Here is a 25705-nt window from a genome sequence, read left to right on the forward strand (position 1 = left end):
CGGTGGGAGCGGGCGAGGCGGACGGGCTCCGCGCTCATGGGCGCGCCCGGGGCCGCCCGCGGATCTCAGCCGTGGGCCGTGGCCCTGCCCCACAGGTACAGGCCGAGGCCGGCCAGCAGCACGGTGGCGGCGCCGCAGGCGGCCCGCAGGGAGTTCCACCGGGTCCAGCGCCCGCGGTACCCGGCCCAGGCGCCCACCGCGTCCGGGGGCGCGAGGGCCGCCAGGGCCTCGTTCATCGGCACGTTGACGGCGGCGGTGGGGAGGAGGACGCCGAGGAGGTAGACCGCGGCCGCCGCCAGGAAGAGCAGGCCGGCGGCGCCGTGCCCGAGCAGGAGGAGCAGGACCCCGGCGGCCACGGCGGCGAGCGGGGCCGCCGTGAAGGCCGTCAGGAACAGGGGGTTGAGGATCTTCTCGTTCATGCTCTGCATCGCGCGCACCGACCCGCCGGGCTCCAGGGCGTCGAGGCCCGGCATCACGGAGGTCGAAAAGGAGAAGAAGACGCCGGTCATGGCGGCCGACGTCAGGAGCGTCGCCGCCGCGGCGAGGACCGCGAGGAAAGTCATGCCCGCGAGTCAAGCCGATCCGCGGGAAGGCCGGCCATCCTCGTGCCGCTCGCCCGCATGCGAGAGCGTCCACGGGCCCGCCGTCCCCCGGTCCCCCGGCACCCGCACGATGATCACGGATGCCGCACCAGAAAACCACCTGTCAGCCGCCTGTTGTAGGGGAGTTACGGATAGTGTCCGCGAGAAACGGCCGTCGCCGTGCCACCGCGGCGGCCACCGGTACACGTTCTTCTGAGCTTCCTTTGGAGCGCATCATGTGGGAGTTCGAGCACAGCCTCGACGCCGATGTCACGCCCGAGCAGGTCTGGGCCCGCTACGCCGACCACGCCACGTGGCCCGAGTGGCACGCGGGCATCGCCCAGATCCACATCGACGGCCCCTTCGCGGCCGGTTCGACCGGGACGATGACGCCGGTCGGCCAGGACACGGTGCCCGTGACGCTCACCGAGGTCACCGTCAACGAGAGCTTCTCGGACGAGACTCCGGTCGGTGACACGGCCGTCCTGCGGTTCGTCCACCGCCTGGCCGCGCTGCCCGGCGGCGGCACCCGCATCACGCACCGGGTGGAGATCGACGGCCCGGCCGCGGACCAGGTGGGCCCCCAGCTCGGGCCGCAGATAGCCAAGGGCATTCCGACGATCGTGGAGTCCCTGGCCAAGGCGGCCCAGGCCGGCTGAGACCTTCGGCCGCCTCAGGGATCCGCGGGAACCGCGCGGATCTGCGCGGATGTTCGGCGGTCCGCGGCGCTCTTCGGGACCCCGCGGGCCTCGTGGGGCAGGCGGCGGGAACTGCCGGGGCAGGCCGGTTCCCGCGCCACCCGACGGCCCCCGGCGGGGCGGCTCCCTTCCGGGGGTTGCCCCGCCGGGGGCCTTCCGTTGCGCCGCCGCCTCCGCCGGGCCCGGCGCCCTTCGCCCGGGCTCCTTCGCAACGGCTCGGCGCTTTCTGCGAGTTCTCTGTGAACCGGCCCGCGTGGAAGCGCCTTCGCACGAGCCGGGCGCCTCGGCCCCGGCGTTTCCCGGCCTGCGGCGCCGCCCGCTCACATGCGGCTCCCAGGATCGCCCATGCCGGTCCCAGACGCGGCGGCCAGCCTTGGCGGTGGCGCACCGGGAGGGTGTGCCGTGTGACCACCGATCCTGGAGAGCCGAATGATCGAGGTTCGCGGGCTGACCAAACGCTACGGCGAGGTGCTGGCCGTCGACGAGCTGAGCTTCACCGTCCGCGCGGGAGAGGTCACGGGCTTCCTGGGGCCGAACGGCGCCGGGAAATCCACGACCATGCGGATGATCCTGGGCCTGGACGCCCCCACCTCGGGCACCGCCACCGTCGGCGGCCTGCCCGCCCGGGCGCAGCCCGCGCCGCTGCGGGCCGTCGGCGCGCTGCTGGACGCGGGGGCGGTGCTGCCCGGCCGCAGCGCCCACCACCACCTGCTGGCGCTGGCCGCAGGCAACGGCATTCCGCGCGGCCGCGTCGCCGCCGTTCTGGAGGAGGTGGGGCTGACGCGCGTCGCACGGCGCGCGGCGGGAACGTACTCGCTCGGAATGAAACAGCGGCTTGGCATCGCCGCCGCCCTGCTGGGCGATCCGCCGGTGCTCGTGCTCGACGAGCCGCTCAACGGGCTCGACCCCGAGGGGATCGTCTGGATTCGCGGGCTGATGCGGCGCATGGCCGCCGAGGGGCGGGCCGTGATGGTCTCCAGCCACCTGATGAGCGAGGTGGAGCTCACCGTCGATCACCTCGTCGTCATCGGCCGCGGGCGGCTGATCGCCGACACCGGCATGGCCGAGTTCGTCGCCGCGCACTCACGCCGGGAGGTCGCGGTCCGCAGTCCGCAGGCGGCCGGGTTGGGCCCGCTGCTCACGGCGGCCGGTGCCCGGGTGCGGCCCAGCGGCGCGGACGGCCTGACCGTGACCGGGATCGGCGCGGCCGAGATCGGGGCCGTGGCCGCGGCCAACGGCGTCGAACTGCACGAGCTGACCCCGCGGCAGACCTCGCTCGAGGAGGCCTTCATGGAACTGACGCAGCACAGCGTCGAGTACGCCGCCGAACGGGGGGAGACGCGATGACCCGCACCGGCACGGCCCCCGGCTCCCCCGCGCCGGCCGGCGCGCGGGCGGACCGGCCGGCGGCCCTCCCGGCGGGGCCGAGGGGCGGCGCGCGGTTCCGGCACGCCCTCCACGCCGAGTGGATCAAGGTCCGCACCATGCGCTCGACCCGCTACGTGGTCCTGGGCACCCTCCTCCTCGGCACGGGCCTCGCCTCGCTCAACGGCGCCTCCTCGGGCGACGAGTACGCGAGCCTGCCGCCCCAGGACAGGTCGGCCTTCGACCCGCTGGCCCTCAGCCTCAGGGGCTACATCCTCGCCCAGGTCACCCTGGCGCTGCTGGGCGGACTCGTCGTCACCGCCGAGTACGGCAGCCGCACCATCATCGGCACCCTCAGCGCGATCCCGCACCGCCGGCGGGTCCTCGCGGCCAAGGCCGTCGCGCTCACCGCCATCGCGCTCCCGACCGGCCTTGCGACCACCCTCAGCGGGTTCGCCGCGGGTCAGGCGGCCCTGAAGGGCGCGGGCGCGCCCCATACGGCGCTCGCGGACGAGGGAGCGGCGCGCGCCATCCTGGGCGGCGCGCTCTATCTGGCGCTGGCCGCCCTGCTGGGGCTGGCGGTGGGCACCCTCATCCGCAGCACCACGGCGACGGTGACGACGCTGTTCACGGCGCTGCTGATCGTGCCCGCCTTCGGGCCCGCGCTCCCCGGCCGGCTCGCGGACTGGACGGCGAGGTACTGGCCGCCCTCCGCGGGTGGGCAGATCGTGACCGGCTACCGCGATCCGGCCCTGCTCGATCCCTGGCCGGGCTTCGCGGTGATGGCGGGGTGCGTCACGATCGTGCTGGCGGCCGCATTCCTCGTCTTCCGGCGGCGGGACGCGTAAGGGCGCGCACGAAGGACGGCACACGGCGATCAGGGCGGGACGGTCATGACGGAACTTCTCCTGGTGGTGGAAGACGACCCCACGCTGCGCGAGTTGCTCTGCGCGAGCCTGCGGCTGGCCGGGTTCGCCGTGACTCCGGCCACCACCGGCGCCCAGGCGCTCGCGGAAGTCCGGCGGGAACGGCCCGACCTGATCGTCCTGGACGTCATGCTGCCCGACTTCGACGGCTTCGAGGTCCTGCGCCGGCTTCGGCGCGGGGAGCCGCCCGCCCCGGCCGGACCGCCCCCCGTCCTGTTCCTCACCGCGCGCGACGCGGCCGAGGACCGCATCGGCGGGCTGACGGCGGGCGGCGACGACTACGTGACCAAGCCGTTCAACCTGGAGGAGCTGATCCTCCGCATCCGCGCCATCCTGCGCCGCACGAACGGCCGGCAGCCGGAGGGCCGCCTGACCGTCGGGGACCTGTCCCTCGACCCCGACAGCCACCACGTCACCCGGGGCGGGCGGACCGTCCCGCTCTCCCCCACCGAGTTCAGCCTGCTGCGCGTCCTCATGGAGCACGCGGGCCGGGTCCTGACCCGGCGGCAGCTGCTTGACCTGGTGTGGCACTACGACTTCGGCGGCGACGACAGCATCGTCGCCTCCTACATCAGCTACCTCAGGCGCAAAGTGGACACCGATCACCCCAAGCTCATCCACACCGTCCGCGGCACCGGCTACGTCCTGCGCAGGCCGGCGCGGTGAGCGGCACCGGCGCCCGCCCCCGGCGCGGACCCTCGTTGCGCGGCCGGCTCCTGGCGATCGTCCTGCTCCTGCTCGTCGCCGCGCTCCTGGGCAGCACCGGGCTGCTGGCCCAGCAGCTCCAGCGCGACCTCGTCACCCGGCTCGACGAGCGCGTCCGCAGCGTCGCGACGCTGGCCACCGGCCTGCCCACCCTGCCGGGGGCCGCGGGGCAGGACGCGGCGCGCGGCGCGGACAGCGTGGAGCGGGAGTGGGCCGGGGACGTCTACCTCGCCAGGCTCGACGCCACCGGCCGCGTCCTGCGCGTGGTCCACCCGGCGGCCGGGCCCACGCCGCGGTTCACCGGGCTGGACGCCGCGGCGGTGGCCGCCCACGCGGGCGGCGCCTTCACCGCCCGGGCCGCGGAGGGCGGGGAGAGCTGGCGGGTGGTGGCCCTGCCGGCCGCGGACGGGGAGGGCGGCGGCGGGTCGGGCAGCATCGTGGCGGCCGGCCCCCTCGACGAGGTGGGGCGCGCCACCAGGCGGCTGGCCGGCCGGGTGCTGCTGATCGACACCACCGTCCTGACCCTCCTCGGCCTGGCCGGCTGGTTCGCGATACGCGCCGGGCTGCGGCCGTTGCGCCGCATCGAGACCACCGCGGCGGCCATCGCCGCCGGCGGCCTCTCCAGCCGGGTCCCCGAACTGGCCGCCCCCCACACCGAACTCGGCCGGCTCTCGGCGGCGCTGAACGGCATGCTCGACCGCATCGAGGCCGGCGACGCCGCCCGCGCCGACTCCGAGCAGCGCATGCGCCGCTTCATCGCCGACATCAGCCACGAACTGCGCACGCCGCTCGCCGGCATCAAGGGCCTGGCCGAGCTCTACCGCATGGGCGGCATGCCCGGGCGCGCCGACGTGGACGCCTCCATGCACCGCATCGAACGCGAGTCGACCCGCCTGGCGCGGATGGTGGAGGAACTCCTCCTGCTGGCCCGCCTCGACGAGCAGGGCACCACCGCCCTTCCCCTGCACCGCACCCCCATGGACCTGCGCACCCTGGCCGTCGACGCCCTGCACGACCTGCGGGCCCTCGACCCCGGGCGCCCCGTCGCCCTCACCGGCCCAGGCGGCGGCCCGCCGGGCCCGGCGCCGGTCCTGGGCGACGAGGCCAGGCTCCGCCAGGTCGGCTCCAACCTCGTCGGCAACGCCGTCGCCCACACCCCGGCGGGCACCCCGATCCGGATCGGCGTCGGCACGCGCCACGGGCACGCCGTCCTGGAGATCCGCGACGAGGGCCCCGGCATGACCCCGCAGCAGGCCCGGCGCGCCTTCGACCGCTTCTACCGCGCCGACCGGTCCCGCTCCCACCCCGCCGGGGAGGCGGGCGCCGGCTCCGGCGGCCGCCGGGAGGCCGGTACCGGCGCGGGGCTCGGACTCGCGATCGTCGACTCTCTCGTCCGCGCCCACGAGGGCCGGGTCCAGCTGCACACGGCGCCGCACGCCGGGACCACCTTCCGGATCCTGCTGCCCCTGCACTCCCCCGGCCCGGGGGAGGCGGCCGAGGAGGCGGATGCCGGGGAGGAGGCGGATGCCGGGGAGGAGGCGGGCCCGCGGGAAGAGAGGCCGTAGCCGCCGCCGTGGCCGCGGCGGCACACTCCCCGCGGGGCCCGCATCCGGCGAGGCCCGCATCCCGGCGCCGGCACGCACGCGGGCTTGCGCGCGGGGGCGCGGCGCGGGGCCGCACCCCCGGGCACGGCCCCGGGTCAGGCCGGGAGGAGGCGTTCGAGGGCTTCGATCACCTCGGGGGCGTCGGGCTCGGTCTGCGGGGCGAAGCGGGCGGCGGGCGTGCCGTCGGCGGCGAGGAGGAACTTCTCGAAGTTCCAGCGGATGTCGCCGGTGTGCCCGCCGGCGTCGGGCGTGCCGACGAGCTCCTGGTACAGCGCGTGCCGTCCGGGGCCGTTGACCTCGACCTTCTCCGTCAGCGGGAAGGTCACGCCGTAGGTCGCCGAGCAGAAGGTGGCGATCTCCTCGGCCGTGCCCGGCTCCTGGTTCATGAACTGGTTGCAGGGCACGCCGAGCACCGTGAAGCCGCGCGGGGCGTACCTCTCGTGCAGCCTCTCCAGGGCCTCGTACTGCGGGGTCAGGCCGCACTTGGAGGCGACGTTGACCACCAGCACCGCCTTGCCGCGGTACTGGGCGAGGTCCGCCGGGCCGCCCCGGAGCGCGTCGATCTTCACGTCGTGAATGGACATCTCTCTCCTTGCCGTCGTTCGTGTGCGCGACCAGTCTGCCCGCAGCCGGGGTCGCCCGGGGCGGGGGCTTGGGAGCGGACGGGTGGCGGGGGCGCGGCGGCGGCGCACGGGCGCGGACTCAGGGCGGGGGCGCGCCGCGGCGGTAGCGACCGGGGGCGAGGGCGAACTCCCGCTTGAACGCGTGGGCGAAGGAGTACTCGGAGCGGTAGCCGACCCGGGCCGCCACGGCGCTCAGGGGCGCGTCGGAGTCGCGCAGCAGGCGCGCGGCGGTCGTCAGCCGCCACCAGGTCAGGTAGGCAAGCGGGGGCCGTCCCACGGTGGCCGAGAACCGCCGGGCGAACGACGCGCGGGAGACCCCGCCGCGCGCCGCCAGGGCCGCGACGGTCCAGGGGTGTGCCGGGTCCGCGTGCATCGCGTCCAGCGCGCCGCGCACCGCCGGGTCCGCCAGGGCGGCGCCCCATCCGGTGGGCCCGGTGCACACCGCCTTTTCCTGGAGCCAGGCCCGCAGGACGTACAGCAGGAGGGCTTCGAGCAGCGAGGACACGACCGCGTTGCCGCCGGGTCCCGGGTCCTCGAGTTCCGTGGCGAGCAGGTCGACCGTGGCCCGCAGCCGCGGGTGGTGCCCGAGCCGGGCGGGCAGGTGGAGGACGTCGGGCACGTCGCCGAACAGCGGGTGCCCGCGGTCGGCGTCGAGGTGGCAGGCGCCGCGCAGCAGGAGGGCGCGCGGTGCCCCGCCCTCCGCGCCGGCGGCGCCGTCCGCGGGCCCCGTCTGCGGCGCCACGTCCCCGGACCGCTTCCCGTTCGGCGGCCACGGGGCGCCGGCCAGCCGGTAGCCGCCGGCGCGGGGAACGAACAGCACGTCCCCCGCGCCGAGCGGGATCGGGCTGCCCTCCGGCGGGATCAGCAGGCAGGAGCCGGCCAGCAGGACCTCGAACAGGGCGGTGCCGGGGGCGGGTTGCAGGGGCTCGTGCCAGGGGCCGCGCCGCTCGACGCGCGCCGACCGCGGCTGCCCGGTGCGCATCACGCGCACGACGTCGCTCAGCACGTCCATGGCAGCGGACCCTACCGTGGCTGCCGCGCTTGGGACGATGGCGCATTGATCCGAGACCGCAGGGCATTGGCCGTCTTCCCGGCCGGATCTAGGTTGGTGCTGACCACCAGGCGACCGGCAAGGGGACATCGTGATCTTCCTGGTACTGCGCTTCTCGTTCCGCCCCGAGACGTCAGAGGAGGAGCGGGCCGCCGTCCTGGCGCGGATGCGGCGCACGGCGAGCGTCGGCTCGGTGTCGTGCTCCACCGTGGGCCCGGACCTCTCGGACGGGCCCGAGGGCTACACCCACGTCTACTGCGCGGGCGTGGCGGACCTCGGGGCGTTGCGGAGCTACCTGTACGACCCCGTTCACCTGGAGGGGGACCGGGAGATCCTGCCGCGCCTGGCCAGGCTCGCGGCCTTTCAGCTGTCGGACGACCCGAGTCCCGGGCTCGGCGAGGAGATCGCCGCGATGCACCGGGAGAAGCTGGCGGCCTATCCGGAGTGGGGGCGCCTGCTGGACGCCGTCCCCCGCTGAGCCCCGGCGGGCGGCGGGGGCCGCGCGCCGGCCGGACCGGCGCGGCCCGCCCCGGCGGGGCGGGCGGGTCGGCGGGGCCTCAGTGCCGGTCGCGGGCGTGGCGGCGCAGGGCCTCGGCGAGGGCGGCGAGGGCGGCGGTGGAGAGCACCGTCCGCAGGATGTTCGCGGTCTCCCAGGCGCCCTTGAACTTTCCGACGACGGAGAGGTCGGCGGCCCCGGCCGGGTCGTGGATCGCGGCGAGCTCGTTGTTGAGGGGGATGTTGACGGCGAAGCTGAGGACGAGGACCACGAGGTAGCACAGGGTGGCCGCCCCGGCCCAGAGGGCGGTGGGCCGGGCGGCGCGGCGGTGGGCGGCGAAGGCCGCCGCGGCGCTGGTGGCCAGGACGCCGAGGAAGGCCGTGAGGAAGAGCGGGTTGCTCTCGATCAGCTCGTTGAACTGGCGCATGGCCGTGGCGTAGGTGCGGTCGTCGGTGCGGCCGAGCCCGGGCATGATCGACACGTCGAAGGCGAAGAACACGCCGGCCATCAGGCCCATGCCGACGATGGACACCATCAGCAGGGGACCGGTGAACCCGCCGGTTCCGGCCGTGCGGCCCCGGGAAACCGGGCCGGCCGGATACGCCGCCTCCGCCGCTGCCTTCGCCGTCTTCGCTGCCTTGAGTGCCGTCACTGCGGGCTCCTTCGTGGTCGCCTCCCGGTGGGCCGGGGCGCCGTCTCCCGGCGCATCCACGAGTCAACCGCCCGGGGGGCGCGGGCGACATGGCCGAAAAGCTCGGCCGCGTACGCGAGCGTCTACGGCGAACCGCGCAGCCCCGGCAGGCGCGGCCGGCGCGGCGTGAGGCGCCGCCCGGCACGGGGCAGGGCAGGGGCCTGCGGCGCGGGCGGCGGCCTCAGTCGACGTGGCGCGCGCCGCCGGCCTCGCTCTCCGCCGGTGCGATCACGGGGTTCCGGGACGGGGCGGCGGCGGCCGTCGCGGTGGCCGTGGCCACGGCGGCCTGCGGGCTCTGCTCCGTGTCGGACGTGGCCGGGGACTGGAGGTCCAGGCTCTCCCGCAGGGTCACCGGGCTCAGGAGGAGCACCGCGATCACCGCCACGACCGCGATGGCGGCCGAGATGAGGAAGATGTGGCCCGTCGCGTCGCCATAGGCGGCGCGCACCACCTCGCGCACCGGGGCGGGCATCGAGGCGACGTCGAGCGTGGAGCCGCTGCCCGCGTCGGCCGAACCGGGGTCGATCCCGAGCCCGCGCAGGCCGTTCGCGATCTTGGTGGCGACCTGGTTGGCCAGGACGGCGCCGAGCACGGACACCCCCATGGTGCCGCCGAGGGTGCGGAAGAAGGTGATCGCGCCGCTGGCGGCGCCGATCTCGCCGAGGGGGACGGTGTTCTGCACCACGAGCACCAGGTTCTGCATCGACATGCCGACGCCGGCCCCGACGGCGAACATCCCGATCGACACGGCGGCCAGCGGCGTCTCGTGGTCGATGGCGGACAGGCCGAGGAAGCCGCCGGTGAGCACGATGGCGCCGGTGAGGATGTACGGCTTGACCCGGCCCGAGCGCGACACCATCCGGCCGGAGATCGCGGAGGCCAGCAGGACGCCGGCCATGAGCGGGATGGTCAGCAGGCCGGCCTCCGTGGGCGAGTAGCCGCGGCCTATCTGGAAGTACTGGCCGAGGAAGACGGCGCCGCCGAACATCGCCATGCCGACCGCGAGGCTGGCCACGATGGCGAGCGCCGGGTCGCGGCGCCTGACCACGTGCAGCGGCACGACCGGCTCCACCACCCGGGACTCCACCCAGACGGCCAGGGCGAGCAGCACGAGGCTGCCGGCGACCATGACCGCGGTCTGCCAGGAGAGCCACGCGAAGTCGTTGTCGACGAACGTCACCCACAGCAGCAGGAGGCTGACGCCCGAGGCGATCAGCGTGGCGCCGGCGTAGTCCACCCGGGTCTCGGGGCGCCGGGTCTCGGTCAGGTGCAGGGTGCGGACGAGGATCACCCAGGCGAGCAGCGTGAAGGGCACCGCGATGAAGAAGCACCAGCGCCAGCCCAGCCAGGACACGTCCGTGATGGCGCCGCCGAGCAGCGGGCCGCCGACCGTGGCCACCGCCATGACGCCGCCGAGGTAGCCGTTGTAGCGGCCCCGCTCCCTGGGGGAGACCATCGCCGCGATGATCACCTGGACGAGGACCTGGAGGGCGCCCATGCCCAGGCCCTGCACCACGCGGAAGGCGATCAGCTGGGCGGTGTTCTGGGCGAGGCCGCAGGCTATCGCGGCCACGGTGAACAGCAGGATCGCGACCTGGAGCAGGAGCTTCTTGCTGAACAGGTCGGCGAGCTTGCCCCAGATCGGCGTCGAGGCCGTCGAGGCGAGCAGCGCCGCCGTCACCACCCAGGTGTACTGCGACTGCGAGCCGTGGAGAGAGCCGATGATCCGGGGCAGGGCCACCGAGACCACCGTCGAACTGATCATCGCGACGAAGAGCACGATGAGGAGGCCGCTCATGGCCCGCAGCACACTGCGGTGATCCATCGGCCCGTCGCCGGTTCCCACGCCTTCCTTACGCACCGCGTCAGCGCCCACGAACAACCACCTCGGAGAACGAACGTCTTCTCGACAACACCGTCCAGCATAACTGCTCACAGGGCAAAATTTCTCACCGAGCAAGATTTGCGGGGGCGGCGCATAGCATCATGGGGGCCATGGACACCACGACGGGCCTGCGCGAACGCAAGAAGGCCGCCACCCGGCAGGCCGTACACGAGGCGGCGCTGCGCCTGACCGTGGAGCACGGCTTCGACAAGGTCACCGTGGAGGCCATCGCCGACGCCGCCGGCATCTCCCGCCGCACCTTCTCCAACTACTTCTCCGGCAAGGAGGACGCGCTGCTGTTCGGCGACGAGCGGCAGACCGACCTGCTGCTCCACACCCTCCGCGAGCGCCCCGCCGGGGAACCCGCCTGGTCCGCGCTGCGGTCCGCGGCCAGGGCGATGCTCTCCGGGAAGGAGGCGACCCCGCTGCAGCGCGAGTGGGCGGTACGCACCCGCCTCGCGATGCGGCACCCCAGCCTGCTCGCCCGGCAGCTGGCGAACCGGGTCGCCCTGGAACGTGAGATCGCGCACGCCCTCGCCGGCCGGCCGGGCACGCAGAGCGTCACGCCCGAGGTGTTCGCCGCGATGTTCCTCACCTCGCTGCGGCTGGCCACCACCGCGTGGATCGTGGAGGAGGAGACCCGCCCCCTGCTCGACCTTCTCGACCACTACCTCGACCAGGCGGCGCGGCCCTTCTCCTGACCGGGCCGGCGCCGCCGGCGGGCGGCGGGAGCCCCGCGCCCGCGGCGGGAGGGGTCCCGCGGCGCCGGACCTAGCGTCTGCGCCATGACCGACCATCTCGCGCCCCGCCGAGGGCTCGGCCTGTTCGCCGTCGCGGCCCTCGCCGCGGCCACCGCCCTCGCCGCCGGGCTGTTCTTCCTGCTCGACGAGACGGAGACCGACGTCGCCGGCCTCGACGGCGGGGGCCCGGAAGGGGGCACCTCGCTGGTGACGTACTCGCGGACCTCCTGCGGCAACGCCTTCACCAGCGGATACGAGGAGGGCGAGTCCCTGATGGGCTCCGCGGACCTGTTCCGGGACCTGGGGCTCGACACGGCCCACCTGCCCGAGGAGGCCGACCCCGCGGCGGAGTGCGCGGACGCCAAGCGCGGCAAGCGCATCGCGGGCTACACGCTCGGCGGGTCGGGCGTCCTCGGTCTCGCCGCCTCGGGCGCGCTGCTCCTCAGGTCCCGCCGCGCCCCCGGGGAGGACGGCGACGATGCCAGGTAGCCGGCGGCATCCGGAGCGGGGCCGTCGGCGGCCCCGGCCGGACAATCGGGCCAACCGCGAGGGCGGCCGTTGGACACCCGGGCGGTAGGCCCAGGAGACGGCCCGGCGGAGCATAGGCGGCTATCGACCGCCCGAGCCCTTCCCCACCCAGGAGTCCCATGCCCGCCACCGCTCCGCGCTGCTACACCCTGCTCGGCGCGCCCTTCGACGGGGCCGCCACGCTGGGCTGGCCAGGCAGCCGTTACGCCCCCGCCCGCATCCGCGACGCCATGGGCTGGATACTGCAACGCCGGGAGAACGGGCAGATCTACTGCCTGGACCACGGGCAGCTGCACCCCTTCCCCGAGGACCTGTTCGCCGACGGCGGGGACGTGGCCGTCGTCGCCCACGATCTGGAGGCCACCCTGCGGGCGGCGGCCGACGGCGTGCGGGAGACCCTCGCCGCCGGGCGCGTCCCCATCCTGCTCGGCGGGGACGACTCGCTGCTGTTCCCCGCGGCCAGGGGGCTGGCCGAGGCGGGCGAGGGCACCGTCGCCGTCGTGCACCTCGACGCGCACCTGGACCTGCTCGACCGCAACGAGCAGCAGGGCAGCCACAGCCACTCCTCGGGGATGCGCCGGGCCGCCGAGCTGCCCGCGGTGGACGTCTCCGCGTCGGTCCAGCTGGGCGCCAGGCACTTCAACTTCCCGTCCTCGCTGCGCTTCCGCGAGGCGCAGGGCCTGCGCAACATCCCGGCAGCGGAGATCCACAGGCGCGGGACCGAGCGGGTGGCCGAGGAGGTGCTGGCGCACGTCGCCGGGGCGGACCGGGTGCTGCTCGCCTTCGACATCGACTGCATCGATCCGGCGCACGCGCCCGGCGCCGGGGCGCACGAGCCGGGCGGCCTGACCTCCTTCCAGGCCCTCGACCTGGTGCAGCGCCTCGCGCCGCGCGCCGACGCCATGGTGCTCACCGAGGTCAACCCGCTGACCGATCTCCACGAGCAGACGGCCAACCTCGCCGCCTACCTCGTCGCCCACTTCGTGGTGCACGGCGGGCTGCCCGGCACTGCGGGGCCCGCCCCTACCCTGGAGGCCTGACATGGCCGACAAACTCGTAATTCTCCTGTACCTCCTGGTCATGGTCGTGGCCGGGTACGTCGGCATGCGGCGCAGCAGGACCTCGGAGGACTTCGCCATCGCCGGACGGCGGCTGGGGCCCTTCATGTACACCTCGGCCATGTCGACGGTGGTGCTCGGCGCCGCCTCCACCGTCGGCGGGGTCAGCCTCGGCTACCAGTACGGCGTGTCCGGGATGGCGCTGGTGCTGAGCCTGGCCCTCGGGATCGCCGCGATCGGGGTGTTCTTCGCCGGCCGGCTCTTCCGCAGCGGGGTCTACACCGTTCCGGACGCCATGAGCCGCCGCTTCGGGCCGCAGACGCGGGTGATGAGCTCGGCGATCGTGGTCTTCTACACCCTGATGGTGGGCGTGGGCCAGATCATCGCGATCGGCACCGTGCTGACCGTGGTGTTCGACGTCTCCGCCACCACCTCCGCCTTCATCGGCTGGGCGACGATCATGCTGTACAGCGTGGCCGGCGGCATGTGGTCGATCACGCTGACCGACGTGGTGCAGTTCCTGGTCAAGACGGTGGGCGTGATCTGCCTGATGCTGCCGCTGGCCATCGGCGAGGCCGGCGGCTTCGGCGCGATGCGGCGGGAGGTGCCCGACGGGTTCTTCTCCCCCACGGGCATCGGCGTGGGCACGATCGGCGCCTACTTCCTGCTGTTCTTCTTCGGCTTCATGATCGACCAGGGCAACTGGCAGCGGCTGCTGACCGCCCGTTCCGAGCGGGTCGCCCGCTGGGGGGCCGTCGCCTCGGGCGGGTACTGCGCGCTGTACGGGCTGGCCGGGGCGCTGATCGGCACGGCGGCCCGCGTGGCGCTGCCGGCGCTGGACAACCCGGACGACGCCTACGCCGAGATGGCCTCCCTCGTGCTGCCCGTGGGGCTGTTCGGGCTGGTCATCGCCGCCGCGCTGGCCGCGTCGATGTCCACGGCGAGCGGGCTGCTGATCGGCGCCTCCACGGTGCTGACCAACGACGTGCTGCGGCCGCTGGGCGGGCCGAGGGCGGCGAGCGTGCGGGCGAACCGGCTGGCGCTGTTCGGCGTGGGCCTGGTGGCGCTCGGCCTGTCCTTCGCGCTGGACTCCGTGGTGGGGGCGGTGACGGTGGCCGCCGACGTGCTCGCCGCGGCCCTGCTCGTGCCGGTGATCGGGGCGATGTTCTGGCGGCGGGCGACCACGGCGGGCGCGGTCGCCGGGGTGCTGGCCGGCACCGCGGTCTGCGTGCTGTTCATGGTGGTCTCGGGGCTGTACGCCAACGAGCCGGTCGGCTACGGCATGCTCGCCGGCCTGGTGGCGTTCGTCGCGGTCAGCCTGGCGACGCGGGGCGGGCGCGGCACGGCCGAGGTCCCCTTCGAGGAACTGCCGCCCGCGGCGCCGGAACCGGTGCGGGGGGCCGACGGTCCGGTGGCCACTCCTCAGGTCGCGGTGCCCTCCCCGCGCAGCGCGTGAGCCTGGAGCGCGAGGGCGAGTTCCAGGCGCACGTAGGCGGAGTCGAGATCGCGGCCGAGGACCTCCCGCACCACGCCGAGCCGGTAGTGCAGCGTGTGCCGGTGGACGCCCAGCTCCGCCGAGGCCCTGGCGACGGAACCGTTGTTTCCCAGGAACGCCTCGACCGTCGCCAGCAGGGGAATGCCCCGCTCCGCCTCGGCGCGGCGCAGCGGGGTCACCAGGCGCCGGATCAGGCTGTCGGGCACGGCGTTGCCCGAGGCCAGGAGCAGCTCGACGACGCCGAGGTCGCGGACGGAGGTGACCCTGCGGCCCTCGCGGGTGCCGATGGCGAGGGCCTGCCCTGCCTGGCGCAGTCCCTCGGCGAGTTCCCCGGCGCTCACCTCCGCGCTCACCCCGACGCCCCCCGCGCAGGCCCGGCCGAGGCCGGTGTCCGGGTCGCCGAGGGCACGGAGCACCTGCTCGGGGCGTGAGGTGAGCAGGACCGTGCCGTGGCGGTCCGTGGTGACGGCCAGGAGCGGCAGGTCGTGCTCGTCCAGCAGCTCATAGGGGTCCTCCGGCCAGGCCGAGGCGTCGGTGACCAGCACCGTGACCCGCTCGGCTTCGAGCCCGAAGGAGGCCAGGAGCCGGGCCGCGACGGCCGGGTCGGCGTCCTCGCGCAGAGCGTTCCGCACGGCGTCGGCGCCGGCGCGGCGGGCCTGCGCGCCGGCCGCCCGGCGCTGCTCCCATGCGAAGGTCACCAGGGAGGCGGCCGCCGCCACGACGCTGAGCTCGGGCCCGGCGAGGGGCGCCGCACGCCGCAGCAGCAGGTGCCCGCGGGTGGCCCCGGTGCCCAGAGGGTGGCCGACGAGGTGCCCGGCCGCGTCGGCCACGGACAGGGACTGGCCCTCCCGGCGCGGAACACCGGTCTCCCGGGCCGCCGCCGCGGCCTCGCCCGCGGCGGCCGGCGGCGCCACCTCCACGATGCGCCCGGCCGCGTCCACGACGGCCGCCCAGCCCTCGAACTCCCGCGCCAGCACCCGGACCACGCCCGGGCCCGCGCCCTGCCGCAGGGCGGCCTCGGTGAGGCGCCTGTGCACCAGCAGGGCGTGCTGCAGGGCCGCCCGATCCTCCGCGGCGATGCGGCCGGCGACCGCCTGGGACAGCGCGACGAACGGCGTCGCGTAGGGCACCACCAGCACCGGCAGCCCGCGCTCCCGACCGGCCCTGGCCACCTCTTCGGGAACCTCGGCGTAGACCAGGTCCACGGCCAGGCCCAGCGCGGCGGCGCCCGTGTCGGCGAGGCGTTCCACCAGCGCCACGAGGGAGGCGGGGTCCTCGTGGCCGAGGCCGGTGGTCAGCACCAGGGAGCCCGGCTCCAGCCACGGCGTGGGGTCGGGAACCTCACTGGCGTGCACCCAGGTGATGGCCCGCTCCACGCCGGACTCCCCGGCCACCAGCCGGAGGCCGAACTCCCGCCGCGCGAGGAGCTCGCGCACGCTCAGCGGCACCGTGCCACCCCGGGACCGCTCGGGGCCGGGGGAACGGCCGGACTCGACGCACTGAACGGGGCCATGGCAGGAACATAACCCCCTCGCCCCGGGCCCTTCCGCCTCCCCGGCCCCGGGTGGGGGTAACGCCGGAAAGCCCGGGTAGCAGGGCCGTCGGAGGGCCGGAGAGCAAGCCCGGGAATCCGCCCGTGCGTTGGCCGGGGAACGCTCCGGCGGCAGGCGGAGCGGACCGGGCGCGGAGGAGGGGTTCTCATGGGATGGGTCGAGCGCGTCGATCAGCGGGTGTTCGATCGGGTGGCGGCGGCCCACCCGCCGGGGCTGCAGACGGTGCTGCCCCGGCTGAGCCTGGCCGCCGACCACAGCAGGCTGTGGCTCGGCACCGCGGCGGCGCTCGCGGCGCTCGGGAACCGGCCCGCGCGGCGGGCCGCGCTGCGGGGCGTCGGCGCCCTGGCGCTGGCCTCGCTGGCCACCAACACCGTCGTCAAGTACGTCAGCCGTCGCGAACGGCCGCTGATCGACGCGGTGCCGCTGGCCCGTCGGCTGCACCGCCAGCCGAAGTCCACCTCCTTTCCCTCCGGGCACGCCGCCTCGGCGGCGGCCTTCGCCACGGGCGTGGCCATGGAGTCCCGCCGCCACGGCCTCCTGGTCGCCCCGTTCGCCGCCGCGGTGGCCGCCTCCCGCGTCTATGTGGGCGTGCACTACCCGGCCGACGTGCTCGCCGGGTGCGCGATCGGGGTCGGGGCCGCGCTGGCGACGAGCCGGTGGCTGCCCAGGCGGCCGCCCGTGGGGCAGTTCACCCACCGGCAGGTGTCGGCGCCCGCGCTGCCCAGGGGCGCGGGCCTGTGCGTCGTGGTCAACGCGGAGGCCGCGCCGGGCTCCGCTCCGGCGGCCGACCGGATACGGGCACTGCTCCCCGAGGCCGAGGTGGTCGAGCACCGCGCGGGGGAGGACCTCGGGGCCCTGTTCGACGCGGCGGCCGAGCGGGCGGCGGCGCTCGGGGTGTGCGGAGGGGACGGCAGCGTGAACGCCGCGGCCGCCCGCAGCGCCGAGCGGGGGCTGCCACTCGCGGTCTTCCCCGGCGGCACCCTCAACCACTTCGCGCTCGACACCGGCCTACGGGGCTTCGAGGACACCGCCGAGGCCGTGGACGGCGGCCAGGCCGTCGGCGTGGACCTGGGGCGCATCCGCCCGGCTCCGGGCGAGGGCGGCGAGGAGGCCGGGTGTTTCCTGAACACCTTCAGCCTCGGGCTCTACCCGGAACTGGTGCACGCCCGCGAGGAGTTGCGCAGGCGCTCCCCGCTCAGGACCTGGAGCAAGTGGCCCTCTGCCGCGATCTCGCTCGTCCACGTGCTGCGCACCGCGGAGCCCTTCGAGGTCCGGGTCAACGGCCGCTCCCGCCGGCTGTGGCTGCTCTTCGCGGGGAACGGCCTCTATTCCCCGGAGGGCTTCGCCCCTTCCCACCGCACGCAACTCGACGACGGACTGCTCGACGTGCGGACGGTGACGGCGGACAAGCCGCTGGCCCGCACCCGGCTGGCGCTGGCCGCCCTGACGGGCACGCTGCCGTACTCCCGCATCCACGACGCCGTGCGGCTGCCCAGGCTCCGGCTGGCCGCGCTGCCCCAGGGCAGCACCCTCGCCTTCGACGGCGAGACCGCCACCGCGCCGGCCGAGCTGCTCCTCGACAAGCACCCCGCTCCGCTCGTGCTCTACCGGTCCGCGCCCGAGGACCCGCGCTGATCCGCCGGCGGCGCGCCCGGGGCCCGCATCCGGGCCCGCGCCCCCGCAGGGCCGGGCACGGCCGGGACCTTCTGCTCTCCATGGCGCCCTCCCCCGCACGATGACCACTCCCCCTTCCGCTCCCTACCCGGCCCACCCGTCTCGTCACACTCTGTCACGACGGCGGCGGTCCGCACAGGCTCTCCGCCGGTTTTCCCTCGAACGAGTGAGCGAGGAGGTCGGGGGGCCGCCCCGCCGCGGCCACGCCCCGGCCCGGCCGGACCCGGACGAGCAGGCGCGGCGCCCGCCGGACGTCCCGGGCCGAAGACGGCGGGTCAGCCCTCGGGCGCGGAGTGGCGGGTCAGCCCTCGGGCGCGGAGTGGCGGGTCAGCCCTCGGGCGCGGAGTGGCGGGTCAGGGTGGAGCCCTGCGGCCCCTTGCGCACGTGGAGGCGGTCGGCGATGCGGCGCCGCAGGTCGGGGACGTGGCTGACGACGCCCACCACGCGGTCGTGCTCGCGCAGCCCGTCCAGCACGTCCATCACCGTCTGGAGGCTGTCCTCGTCGAGACTGCCGAAGCCCTCGTCGATGAACAGGGTGTCCAGTGCGCTCCCGCCGGCCTCGGCGGTGACCACGTCGGCCAGGCCGAGTGCCAGGGAGAGGGAGACGTAGAAGGACTCGCCCCCCGAGAGCGTGTCGGTGGCGCGGGGGCGGCCGGTCCAGGCGTCGACGACGGTGAGGCCGAGTCCCGAGCGGGCGCCGTGCGCCGCCCTGTCGTCGGAGTGGGCCAGGGTGTAGCGCTGGTCGGACATGCGGGACAGGCGGAGGTTGGCGGCGCGCACCACGTCCTCCAGGCGCGCCGCGAGGACGTACGACTCCAGTTGCATGCGCAGGGCGTTGCTCGGCGAGGTGCCGTTGGCCAGGGTCGCCAGGTGGCGGGCGGTGCGCCGCGCGGCCTCCAGCGGTTCCAGGCGGGCGACGGCCGTCTCCAGGCGAACCGCCAGGCCGGCCAGCTCCCCGGCGCGCGCCCGGGCGGCGGCCGAGGCGGCGACGGCGGCGGTGTGCGCCTCCGTGGCCGCCTTCAGGTCGGTGGCGGCGGACTCCAGGTCCGCGGGGGGCTGCCGGGCCGCCTCGCGCAGGGCGGGGTCGGCGAGGGTCGCCGCGAGCGCCGTCTCGGCCGCCCGGTGGGCCTCGATCTCCTCCTCCACGGCGCGCAGCGCCTCCTCGGGAAGCCCGGCGGCCTGCGCCTCCTCGACCGTGGCGAACCCCGCCTCGCGGCACGCCGCTTCGGCCGCCGCGGCCCGGTCGGCGAACTCGCGGGCGGCCTCCTCTGCGGCGCGCGCCGCGAGGGCCGCGCGGGAGAGGGCTTCCGCGGCGGCGGTCAGCTGCCGCACCCGCTCGGCGAGGGTGGCCGCCGGGCCGCGGGCGGCGCGCAGCCTGCGGCCCAGTTCGGCCCGGCGCGCGGTCAGCGCCTCCCGCTCGGCCCGCAGGGCGGCGATCGCGGCGAGGGCCCCGGTCTCCTCCTCGGCGTGCCGGGCGTGCGCGCGGTCCAGGGCCGCGAGCTCGGCCGCGGCCGGTTCGGCGTCCGCGGCCAGCTCCGTGGCCTTCGCGAGGCGCTCGTCCAGGGCCGCGTGCCGCGCGGCGAGGTCGGCCACGGTGCCCTCGCCCGCCTCGCCCTCGGCGGTGGCGGCGCGGCGCCCGGCCTCGGCGGCCTCCTCGCGGGCGGCGCCGTGCTCGGCCTCGGCCCGGCGCTGCCGCGTCAGGGCCGCCTCCTCGTCCCGGCGGGTCGGGCGGCCGGGCCGGGGGGCGGCGGGCGCGGGGTGGCTGCGGGAGCCGCACACCGGGCAGGGCTCGCCCTCGGCGAGCGCGCCGGCCAGTTCGCCGACGAGGCCGTCGAGGCGCCGGCTGCGGATGCCGGTGAGCTCCTCGTCGGCCGCGCGGGCGGTGGCGTGCAGTTCCGCGGCGCGGGCGGCGGCCCGTTCGGCGAGGTCGAGGAGGGTGTCGCGGCGCCTGGCCGCCGCGAGCCGCACGCCCAGGGCGTGCAGCGCGTCGGCGTGCCTGGCCGCCTCGGCGGCCGCGGCGCGGGCGGCATCGAGGCGCGCGGTGAGGGCGGCGCGGAGGGCGGGCTCCCCGTCGAGCCAGGCGCGGGCGCGTTGCCGCCGGCGGGCCGCCTCGGCGCTCTCCTGCTCCAGGACGCGGAGCCGGGCGGCGGCGGACTCGTCCTCCGCTTCCTCGGACAGCAGCACGTTCAGCCCGCCGATCTCGCCGCGGAGTTCGCGCTCCGCCTGGGCGAGCCGCTCCGCGCCGAGCGCGGCCTGCTCCTGGTCGAGCGGCTGCCTGGCGGTGGCCTCGGCGGCCTCGGCCCGCCGCGCGGCCTGCCGGGCCTGGTCCAGGGCGTGGAGGAACGGGGCCAGCCGCTGGGCGCGCTGGGCCAGGGCACGACGGGCCCGCAGCTCGTGCAGGCGCGGGCGTCCGGCGTCGAGTCGTTCGCGCTGCTCGGTGGCCGCGGCGAAGGCGGCCTGGAGCCGGTGGAGTTCGCGTACGGCCCCTTCGTGCGCACGCCGCCCGGCGAGGGCGCCGGCCGCCTCGCGCTCCGCCGCCAGGGCCCGCAGGTGGGCCTCCTCGGCCGCGGCGACCAGGGCGTGTGCCCAGTCGCGGGCGGGGCCGGTGAGGGTCTCCGGCCTGGTGCCGTCCGGCGCTCCGGCGCCGGGGCCGAGGGCTTCCCCGGCCGCCTGCTTGACCCGCTCGGCCAGGCGCAGCACGTCCTCGCGGGCGGCGGTGGCGGCCTCCCCCGTGGCGCGGGCCCGCTCGGCGAGCCAGCTCTCCACGCGGCCGAAGCGGCCGGTGCGGAAGAGCCTGCCGAGCAGGTGCCTGCGTTCGGCGGACGAGGCCCTGAGGAAGCGGGTGAACTCGTTCTGCGGCAGGAGCACGACCTGGCAGAACTGCTCGCGGCTCATGCCGAGCAGCAGCTCCAGTTCGTGCCCGGCCTCCTGGTGGGAGGTGCTGACGGCACGCCAGCCGCCCCCTTGCCCGGCCGCGCCGGCCCGCCACTCGCTGAGCTGCGTCTGCGGCCGGTGCAGGGTGGTGCCCCGCCCCGACTTCCTGGGCCGCTCCTGGGCGGGGACCCGGGTGATGCGCAGCCGCCGCCCGGCGATCGTCGCCTCCAGGGTGACCTCGGTCAGCAGGCCGGGTGGGGCGTGGTGGCTGCGCAGCACCACCTCCCCGTCGCCGGGCGGCCTGCCGTAGAGGGCGAAGCAGATGGCCGCGAAGAGGGTGCTCTTGCCCGCGCCGGTGGCGCCGTGCAGGAGGAAGAGGCCGCCGGCCGACAGGGCGTCGAAGTCGACGGTCTCGACCCCGGCGAACGGCCCGAACGCCTGAAGTCGCAGGGAGTGCAGGCGCATTCAGGCGGTCTCCTTGGCCGTGGGGTCGCCGGCGAGCTCCAGGCGGACCGCCTCGACGGCCTCCGCGAGCAGGCGCGACTCCTCCTCGTTCGGGGCGCTGCCGCGGGCGTGGGCGACGAACTCGCGGGCGATGTCGAGGTCTTCGCGGCCCCGGACGCTCGCACCGTAGCGGGTGGTCTCCCGGCGCCCTTCCGCGGGCGGCTCGTGCTGGAGTTGCAGGGTGTGCGGGAAGCGGCGGCGCAGGCGGGCCATGGCCTCGTAGGGCAGGGCGGGGTCGGTGAGGGTGATCTGTGTCCAGGCGCCGGTGGCGGCCTGGTGCGCGGGGTCGGCGAGGAGTTCGTCCAGCGTGCCGCGCAGCCGGGCGAGCGGCCTGGCCAGGGGGCAGGGCACCTCCTGGACCTCGACGTCCGCCCCGGGTCCGAGGTCGACGAGGAGGAGCGACTTTTGCGAGCCGGCCTCGGAGAAGGAGTACGGCAGGGGCGAGCCGCTGTAGCGGACGCGGTCGGTGACGCGCTGCGGGCGGTGGAGGTGTCCCAGGGCCGCGTAGTCGATGCCGTCGAAGAGCCGGGCGGGCACGGAGGGGACGCCGCCGACGCTGATGTCGCGTTCGCTCGCGGAGGGGGCGGCGCCGGTGACGAAGGCGTGGGCGAGGACGACGGAGCGGGTGCCGGCGGGGCGGGCGGCGAGGTCGGCGCGGACCCGGTCGAGGGCGGCGCTCAGCACCGCCTGGTGGGAGGCGCGCGCGGCGCCGAGGGAGGCGCGCACCAGGGAGGGCTCGAGGTAGGGGATGCCGTAGACGGCCACCGGGCCGTGTGCGTCGCGCAGCAGCACGGGCACGCCGCAGGCGGCCGGATCGGTCAGCAGGTGGACGCCCGCCCTGGCCAGGAGGGCGGACCCCACGCCGAGGCGGTGCGCCGAGTCGTGGTTGCCGCTGATCATGACCGTGGGGATGCCGAGCGCCGCGAGCTCCTCCAGGGCCTCGCCGAACAGGCGGACGGCGTCGAGCGGCGGGATGGCGCGGTCGTAGAGGTCGCCGGCGACCAGCACGGCGTCGGCGCGCTCCGCGCGGGCCGTGCCGACCAGGTGGTCGAGGAAGGCCCGCTGGGCGGGGATCAGGTCCTCGCCGTGGAACCGGCGGCCCAGGTGCCAGTCCGAGGTGTGCACGAAACGCATGAGGGGGACGGTACCCGGCCCCGCCGACAACGCCCGTGGCGAGGCGGGGCACCAACGGGCCCTGACCGGCGCGGGGATGAGCGGGGTGATGCCGCCGGGACGGCTCGGTGCCCGGGGCACCCGGGTGCCGCCTTGGCGGCCGGCCCCGTCCCGGGTCGGCTGCGCCGTCAGCCGGGCCGGCCCAGGCCGTCCGCCTCCAGGCTCGCGCGGAGGGCGGCCAGGGTGGTGGCGAGGCGTCTGAGGTCGGCGGCGGAAAGCGTCCCGGTCAGCGAGGCGAGCGCGCTTTCCACCACGGGCCCGGCGGCCGCCAGCACCGCCTCGCCCTCGGGCGTGAGGCGCAGCACGGAGGAGCGGCGGTCCTGCGGGTGCGCGACCCGCACGCACCAGCCCGCGGCCACCAGCCGGTCGACCGCCTTGCTGACGGCCCCCACGGTGATCGCCAGTTCGCCCACGATGTCGAGCACGCGGCAGCCGTCCACCCGGTCGATGATCTGCAGGAGCTCGAACTGGCCCAGGGCCAGGCCGTGTTCGGCGCGCAGACGGGCGCCGACCGCGTTGTAGAGCCGGGTCTCCACCCGAACGAGGTCGAGGAAGACCGGGGTGACCTGGCGCACAGAACCTCCGATAGATTCCGAGGAATCATCTTCCCGGGAAGCCTGTTGGGACGGGAAACAGATGGATTCCGAGGAATCCATCCTCGCATCCCGGCCAATGGAGGCCCACCATGTCCCGACAGCAGCGCCAGGCCCTGGACGCCCTGCTCCGTTCCGCCCCGCGCGAGGAGACGCGGCCCACCCCCGCGCGGCAGCGCGCCTCGTTCGCCGCCGCCATGACGCGACCGGCGCCGGAGGGGGTGGCCACCCGCAGGACCGCCCTGGGCGGGCGGCCCGCCCTGGACCTGGAGCCGGCCGGGGCGGCAGACCGCCGCCGGCTGCTCTACTTCCACGGCGGCGGCTACCTCGTCGGCTCCCCGGACACCCACGCCGGCCTGGCCGGTGCGCTCGCCGCCCGCGCCGGGCTGCGGGCGACGTCGGTGGACTACCGGCTGGCTCCCGAGCACCCCTTCCCCGCGGCCGTCGACGACGGGCTCGCCGCCTACCGCGCGCTGCTGGCCGGCGGGGCCGACCCGCGGGAGCTCGTCGTGGCCGGCGACTCGGCCGGTGGCGGCCTGGGCATCGCCACCCTGCTCGCCGCCCGGGAGGCGGGACTTCCGCAACCGGCCGCCGTCGTCGTCTTCTCCCCGTGGGTCGACCTCACCCTCTCCGGAGCGAGCATGCGCGCCAAGGAGGAAGCCGACCCGATCTTCAGCGAGGCCGACATACGCGCGTACGCGGATCTCTACGTCGGCGCGGGCGACCGGAGTCACCCCCTGGCGAGCCCGGTGCTCGCCGACCTCTCCGGCCTGCCCCCGCTGCTCGTGCAGGCCGGGGCGAACGAGGTGCTGCTCGACGACGCGGTCCGGCTGGCCGGCCGCGCGGGCGCCGCCGACGTCGCGGCCACGCTGGAGATCGGGCCGGGCCTCCCGCACGTCTACCAGCACGAGCACGGGCGTCTCGACGAGGCCGATGCCGCACTCGACCGTGCCGCCCGCTTCCTCGTCGGCCACCTCGACGCCGCGGTGGACCCGGCCGAAGGGAGCGCCGAGGTCGTTCACTGACCCGCGCCGGGGAACGCGCCGGGGGATGCCCCGGGGAGACGCAGCCGCGTCCTGCCCGAAGCGGCCGGCCGCCGGCCCGGCCGGCCCCCGCCGCCCCCACGGACGGCTCCGCCGCGGTCAGCCGCGGGCCTGGAGGGAGGCCAGGTAGGCGTTGTAGGCGGCCAGGTCCTGGTCGCCGTCCCGGTCGGCGGTGCGGTCCAGCCGCCTGGCCCGCCGCTCCTCGGACACGTACCACTGCACGACCAGCGCGATGAGCACGACGACGGTGGGGATCTCGCTGAACGCCCAGGCCATGCCGCCGGCGCTGGACTGGTCGGACAGCGCCTCCACGGCGAGCGAGGCCGGGGGGTCCGCGAAGGTGTCCACCATCGGCTCCGAGGCCATCATCAGGGCGATGCCGAAGAAGGCGTGGAAGGGCATCGTCGCGAACAGCTCCAGCATCCGCATCAGGTAGCCGGGCCGGTGGGGGCCCGGGTCCACGCCCATGATCGGGAAGAAGAAGACCAGGCCGACGGCGAGGAAGTGCACCATCATCGCGATGTGCCCGGCTCGCGACTCCATCAGGAAGTCGAAGAGCGGCGTGAAGTACAGGCCGTAGAGGCTGGCCACGAACAGCGGGATGGTGAAGAAGACGCTGGTCACCAGGCGGGCGTACCTGCTGTGGAGGAGCCGGACCGCAAGGCGCCTGGCCCGCCCGCCGGCGGGCAGGGCGCGCAGCAGCAGGGTGACCGGGGCGCCGAGCAGCAGCAGCACCGGGGAGACCATGCTGATCACCATGTGCTGGGCCATGTGCGCGGTGAACAGCACCATGCCGTAGTCGTTCAGCCCGGTGCAGGTGACCGCGAAGATCGACGCCACCCCGAGGAAGAAGGAGACGGCGCGGCCGACGGGCCAGCGGTCGCCGCGGCGGGCCAGCCGCCACACGCCCCACCCGTACAGCGCGGCCAGCAGGAGGCATCCGGCCAGGAAGAAGCCGTCGCCGCCGATCTCGAAGAGCCGTGAGAAGGAGAACGGCGGCAGGTCCGCCATGTCCATTCCGTGGCCGTGGTGATCCATTGTCCCTGACTTCCGCTCGCGCCGGTTCCCGGCATTCAGCCTAGAACGGCCCGAATGACTCAGGCCGTCTGGGTCGCGGCCGCGATGCGCTCGGCCCGCAGCGCCTCGTACCAGCGCTCGTCGATCGGGGTCAGCGCGGACACGTCGAGGGTGAGCCGCAGCAGCAGATCGGCGATCTTGGGGTTCCTGGCGAGGACGGGGCCATGCATGTAGGTGCCGAACACGGTCTCCCGCCAGGCCCCCTCGGTGCCGTCGCCGGTGCCGTTCCCGCGGCCCGTCCTGACGTGCGCGAAGGGCCGCACGCCCGGGCCGAGGTGGGTGACGCCCTGGTGGTTCTCGAAGCCGGTCAGCTCCGGGAGGCCGAGGCTCGGGTCGATGTCGGCCAGGACGTCGCCCACGCAGCGCTCCCCCTCGCCCCTGACGCTGACCACGTCGAGGAGGCCGAGCCCGGGCTCGCGCTGCCCGAGGTCGTTGACGAACTCGCGGCCGAGGATCTGGTAGCCCGCGCAGACCGAGAAGATGATCGCGCCGTTGGCCGCGGCGCGCTGCAGCCCGCCGTCGCGGCGCAGCCGCTCGGCGGCCAGGCGCTGCGGGCGGTCCTCGCCGCCGCCGACGAGGTAGATGTCGGCCGAGGTGGGCACGGGCTGGTCGGAGCGGATGTCGAGCCGCTCGACGCTCAGCCCGCGCTGGCGGGCGCGGCGCTCCAGGACCAGCACGTTTCCCTGGTCGCCGTAGGTGCTCAGCAGGTCCGGGTAGACCCACGCGACCCGCAGGGCCGATGCGCTCATGCTTGCCGTCCTTCTGCCT

The 25705-nt window shown here is 75.8% G+C and carries 23 protein-coding genes; 12 read left to right on the plus strand and 11 right to left on the minus strand.

What is annotated here, in order from left to right; genetic code table 11:
• Nucleotides 1–65 precede the first annotated feature (65 nt).
• Nucleotides 66–563 carry an anthrone oxygenase family protein gene (locus tag D7294_RS23875; RefSeq protein WP_120683147.1) on the minus strand — a complete coding sequence of 166 codons (498 nt, stop codon included), beginning with the start codon at nucleotides 561–563 and terminating at the stop codon, nucleotides 66–68.
• Between the two features lie 254 nt (nucleotides 564–817).
• On the opposite strand from D7294_RS23875, the gene D7294_RS23880 reads away from it, so the two are divergent.
• The 5 genes from D7294_RS23880 to D7294_RS23905 all read left to right on the plus strand — a co-directional run bounded on the left by D7294_RS23880 (nucleotide 818) and on the right by D7294_RS23905 (nucleotide 5840).
• The gene (locus tag D7294_RS23880; RefSeq protein WP_120683344.1) at nucleotides 818–1240 is read left to right on the plus strand and encodes an SRPBCC family protein; all 423 of its coding nucleotides are present in this window, start codon (nucleotides 818–820) and stop codon (nucleotides 1238–1240) included.
• Between the two features lie 468 nt (nucleotides 1241–1708).
• Nucleotides 1709–2626: an ABC transporter ATP-binding protein gene (locus tag D7294_RS23890; RefSeq protein WP_120683151.1), complete on the plus strand. Its 918-nt coding sequence runs from the start codon at nucleotides 1709–1711 to the stop codon at nucleotides 2624–2626.
• Nucleotides 2623–3492 (plus strand): ABC transporter permease, encoded by an 870-nt coding sequence (locus D7294_RS23895; protein ID WP_120683153.1) that lies wholly within the window; start codon nucleotides 2623–2625, stop codon nucleotides 3490–3492. Before D7294_RS23890 ends, D7294_RS23895 begins: the two co-directional genes overlap by 4 nt.
• Nucleotides 3493–3537: 45 nt before the next feature.
• On the plus strand, nucleotides 3538–4236 hold the full coding sequence (locus D7294_RS23900) for a response regulator transcription factor (RefSeq protein WP_120683155.1): 699 nt from the start codon (nucleotides 3538–3540) through the stop codon (nucleotides 4234–4236).
• Between the two features lie 35 nt (nucleotides 4237–4271).
• Nucleotides 4272–5840, plus strand: coding sequence for a sensor histidine kinase (locus tag D7294_RS23905; RefSeq protein WP_241562585.1), 1569 nt, complete (start codon nucleotides 4272–4274; stop codon nucleotides 5838–5840).
• A gap of 134 nt (nucleotides 5841–5974) precedes the next feature.
• Here D7294_RS23905 and D7294_RS23910 read toward each other — a convergent pair whose 3' ends face one another.
• On the minus strand, nucleotides 5975–6463 hold the full coding sequence (locus D7294_RS23910) for a glutathione peroxidase (protein WP_120683159.1): 489 nt from the start codon (nucleotides 6461–6463) through the stop codon (nucleotides 5975–5977).
• Between the two features lie 118 nt (nucleotides 6464–6581).
• Nucleotides 6582–7514 carry an AraC family transcriptional regulator gene (locus tag D7294_RS23915; RefSeq protein ID WP_120683161.1) on the minus strand — a complete coding sequence of 311 codons (933 nt, stop codon included), beginning with the start codon at nucleotides 7512–7514 and terminating at the stop codon, nucleotides 6582–6584.
• Between the two features lie 130 nt (nucleotides 7515–7644).
• On the opposite strand from D7294_RS23915, the gene D7294_RS23920 reads away from it, so the two are divergent.
• Nucleotides 7645–8031 carry a Dabb family protein gene (locus D7294_RS23920; protein WP_120683163.1) on the plus strand — a complete coding sequence of 129 codons (387 nt, stop codon included), beginning with the start codon at nucleotides 7645–7647 and terminating at the stop codon, nucleotides 8029–8031.
• Nucleotides 8032–8110: 79 nt separating this feature from the next.
• On the opposite strand, the gene D7294_RS23925 is transcribed toward D7294_RS23920, so the two are convergent.
• On the minus strand, nucleotides 8111–8701 hold the full coding sequence (locus D7294_RS23925; RefSeq protein WP_241562586.1) for an anthrone oxygenase family protein: 591 nt from the start codon (nucleotides 8699–8701) through the stop codon (nucleotides 8111–8113).
• Nucleotides 8702–8921: 220 nt separating this feature from the next.
• Nucleotides 8922–10565: an MDR family MFS transporter gene (locus tag D7294_RS23930; RefSeq protein WP_120683348.1), complete on the minus strand. Its 1644-nt coding sequence runs from the start codon at nucleotides 10563–10565 to the stop codon at nucleotides 8922–8924.
• 170 nt (nucleotides 10566–10735) lie between these two features.
• Here D7294_RS23930 and D7294_RS23935 point away from each other — a divergent pair, with 170 nt between their 5' ends.
• From D7294_RS23935 to D7294_RS23950, 4 genes are all read left to right on the plus strand, one after another.
• Nucleotides 10736–11326 (plus strand): TetR/AcrR family transcriptional regulator, encoded by a 591-nt coding sequence (locus D7294_RS23935; protein WP_120683350.1) that lies wholly within the window; start codon nucleotides 10736–10738, stop codon nucleotides 11324–11326.
• 84 nt (nucleotides 11327–11410) lie between these two features.
• Complete coding sequence (locus D7294_RS23940) at nucleotides 11411–11854, plus strand: hypothetical protein (protein WP_120683165.1); 444 nt, start codon at nucleotides 11411–11413, stop codon at nucleotides 11852–11854.
• A 158-nt stretch (nucleotides 11855–12012) separates the two neighbouring features.
• On the plus strand, nucleotides 12013–12933 hold the full coding sequence (locus D7294_RS23945) for an agmatinase family protein (RefSeq protein WP_120683167.1): 921 nt from the start codon (nucleotides 12013–12015) through the stop codon (nucleotides 12931–12933).
• Between the two features lies 1 nt (nucleotide 12934).
• Nucleotides 12935–14407, plus strand: coding sequence for a sodium:solute symporter family transporter (locus D7294_RS23950; RefSeq protein WP_120683169.1), 1473 nt, complete (start codon nucleotides 12935–12937; stop codon nucleotides 14405–14407).
• Here the strand turns inward: D7294_RS23950 and D7294_RS31650 are convergent.
• Nucleotides 14374–15894, minus strand: a complete 1521-nt coding sequence (locus D7294_RS31650; RefSeq protein ID WP_206619559.1) for a PucR family transcriptional regulator — start codon at nucleotides 15892–15894, stop codon at nucleotides 14374–14376. The genes D7294_RS23950 and D7294_RS31650 overlap by 34 nt on opposite strands.
• A gap of 252 nt (nucleotides 15895–16146) precedes the next feature.
• On the opposite strand from D7294_RS31650, the gene D7294_RS23970 reads away from it, so the two are divergent.
• Complete coding sequence (locus D7294_RS23970) at nucleotides 16147–17634, plus strand: bifunctional phosphatase PAP2/diacylglycerol kinase family protein (protein ID WP_120683171.1); 1488 nt, start codon at nucleotides 16147–16149, stop codon at nucleotides 17632–17634.
• Between the two features lie 366 nt (nucleotides 17635–18000).
• On the opposite strand, the gene D7294_RS23975 is transcribed toward D7294_RS23970, so the two are convergent.
• From D7294_RS23975 to D7294_RS23985, 3 genes are all read right to left on the minus strand, one after another.
• The gene (locus D7294_RS23975) at nucleotides 18001–21012 is read right to left on the minus strand and encodes an AAA family ATPase (protein WP_120683173.1); all 3012 of its coding nucleotides are present in this window, start codon (nucleotides 21010–21012) and stop codon (nucleotides 18001–18003) included.
• Nucleotides 21013–22185 carry an exonuclease SbcCD subunit D gene (locus D7294_RS23980; RefSeq protein ID WP_120683175.1) on the minus strand — a complete coding sequence of 391 codons (1173 nt, stop codon included), beginning with the start codon at nucleotides 22183–22185 and terminating at the stop codon, nucleotides 21013–21015.
• Between the two features lie 167 nt (nucleotides 22186–22352).
• Nucleotides 22353–22799: a MarR family winged helix-turn-helix transcriptional regulator gene (locus D7294_RS23985; protein ID WP_120683177.1), complete on the minus strand. Its 447-nt coding sequence runs from the start codon at nucleotides 22797–22799 to the stop codon at nucleotides 22353–22355.
• 110 nt (nucleotides 22800–22909) lie between these two features.
• Here D7294_RS23985 and D7294_RS23990 point away from each other — a divergent pair, with 110 nt between their 5' ends.
• Nucleotides 22910–23842: an alpha/beta hydrolase gene (locus D7294_RS23990; RefSeq protein WP_120683179.1), complete on the plus strand. Its 933-nt coding sequence runs from the start codon at nucleotides 22910–22912 to the stop codon at nucleotides 23840–23842.
• A 117-nt stretch (nucleotides 23843–23959) separates the two neighbouring features.
• Here D7294_RS23990 and D7294_RS23995 read toward each other — a convergent pair whose 3' ends face one another.
• Both D7294_RS23995 and D7294_RS24000 read right to left on the minus strand, forming a co-directional pair.
• Nucleotides 23960–24898 (minus strand): cytochrome c oxidase assembly protein, encoded by a 939-nt coding sequence (locus tag D7294_RS23995; protein WP_120683181.1) that lies wholly within the window; start codon nucleotides 24896–24898, stop codon nucleotides 23960–23962.
• A gap of 59 nt (nucleotides 24899–24957) precedes the next feature.
• Nucleotides 24958–25686 (minus strand): type 1 glutamine amidotransferase, encoded by a 729-nt coding sequence (locus D7294_RS24000; protein WP_120683183.1) that lies wholly within the window; start codon nucleotides 25684–25686, stop codon nucleotides 24958–24960.
• Between the last annotated feature and the right edge of the window lie 19 nt (nucleotides 25687–25705).

It is taken from the genome of Streptomyces hoynatensis (assembly GCF_003626535.1).
Taxonomy (GTDB): Bacteria; Actinomycetota; Actinomycetes; order Streptomycetales; family Streptomycetaceae; genus Streptomyces; species Streptomyces hoynatensis.

Coding starts and splice junctions, on each gene's coding strand:
- D7294_RS23875 (WP_120683147.1), bottom strand. CDS start 563: ATGACTTTCCTCGCGGTCCTCGCCGCGGCGGCGACGCTCCTGACGTCG.
- D7294_RS23880 (WP_120683344.1), top strand. CDS start 818: ATGTGGGAGTTCGAGCACAGCCTCGACGCCGATGTCACGCCCGAGCAG.
- D7294_RS23890 (WP_120683151.1), top strand. CDS start 1,709: ATGATCGAGGTTCGCGGGCTGACCAAACGCTACGGCGAGGTGCTGGCC.
- D7294_RS23895 (WP_120683153.1), top strand. CDS start 2,623: ATGACCCGCACCGGCACGGCCCCCGGCTCCCCCGCGCCGGCCGGCGCG.
- D7294_RS23900 (WP_120683155.1), top strand. CDS start 3,538: ATGACGGAACTTCTCCTGGTGGTGGAAGACGACCCCACGCTGCGCGAG.
- D7294_RS23910 (WP_120683159.1), bottom strand. CDS start 6,463: ATGTCCATTCACGACGTGAAGATCGACGCGCTCCGGGGCGGCCCGGCG.
- D7294_RS23915 (WP_120683161.1), bottom strand. CDS start 7,514: ATGGACGTGCTGAGCGACGTCGTGCGCGTGATGCGCACCGGGCAGCCG.
- D7294_RS23930 (WP_120683348.1), bottom strand. CDS start 10,565: ATGGATCACCGCAGTGTGCTGCGGGCCATGAGCGGCCTCCTCATCGTG.
- D7294_RS23935 (WP_120683350.1), top strand. CDS start 10,736: ATGGACACCACGACGGGCCTGCGCGAACGCAAGAAGGCCGCCACCCGG.
- D7294_RS23940 (WP_120683165.1), top strand. CDS start 11,411: ATGACCGACCATCTCGCGCCCCGCCGAGGGCTCGGCCTGTTCGCCGTC.
- D7294_RS23945 (WP_120683167.1), top strand. CDS start 12,013: ATGCCCGCCACCGCTCCGCGCTGCTACACCCTGCTCGGCGCGCCCTTC.
- D7294_RS23950 (WP_120683169.1), top strand. CDS start 12,935: ATGGCCGACAAACTCGTAATTCTCCTGTACCTCCTGGTCATGGTCGTG.
- D7294_RS23970 (WP_120683171.1), top strand. CDS start 16,147: ATGGGATGGGTCGAGCGCGTCGATCAGCGGGTGTTCGATCGGGTGGCG.
- D7294_RS23975 (WP_120683173.1), bottom strand. CDS start 21,012: ATGCGCCTGCACTCCCTGCGACTTCAGGCGTTCGGGCCGTTCGCCGGG.
- D7294_RS23980 (WP_120683175.1), bottom strand. CDS start 22,185: ATGCGTTTCGTGCACACCTCGGACTGGCACCTGGGCCGCCGGTTCCAC.
- D7294_RS23990 (WP_120683179.1), top strand. CDS start 22,910: ATGTCCCGACAGCAGCGCCAGGCCCTGGACGCCCTGCTCCGTTCCGCC.
- D7294_RS23995 (WP_120683181.1), bottom strand. CDS start 24,898: ATGGATCACCACGGCCACGGAATGGACATGGCGGACCTGCCGCCGTTC.
- D7294_RS24000 (WP_120683183.1), bottom strand. CDS start 25,686: ATGAGCGCATCGGCCCTGCGGGTCGCGTGGGTCTACCCGGACCTGCTG.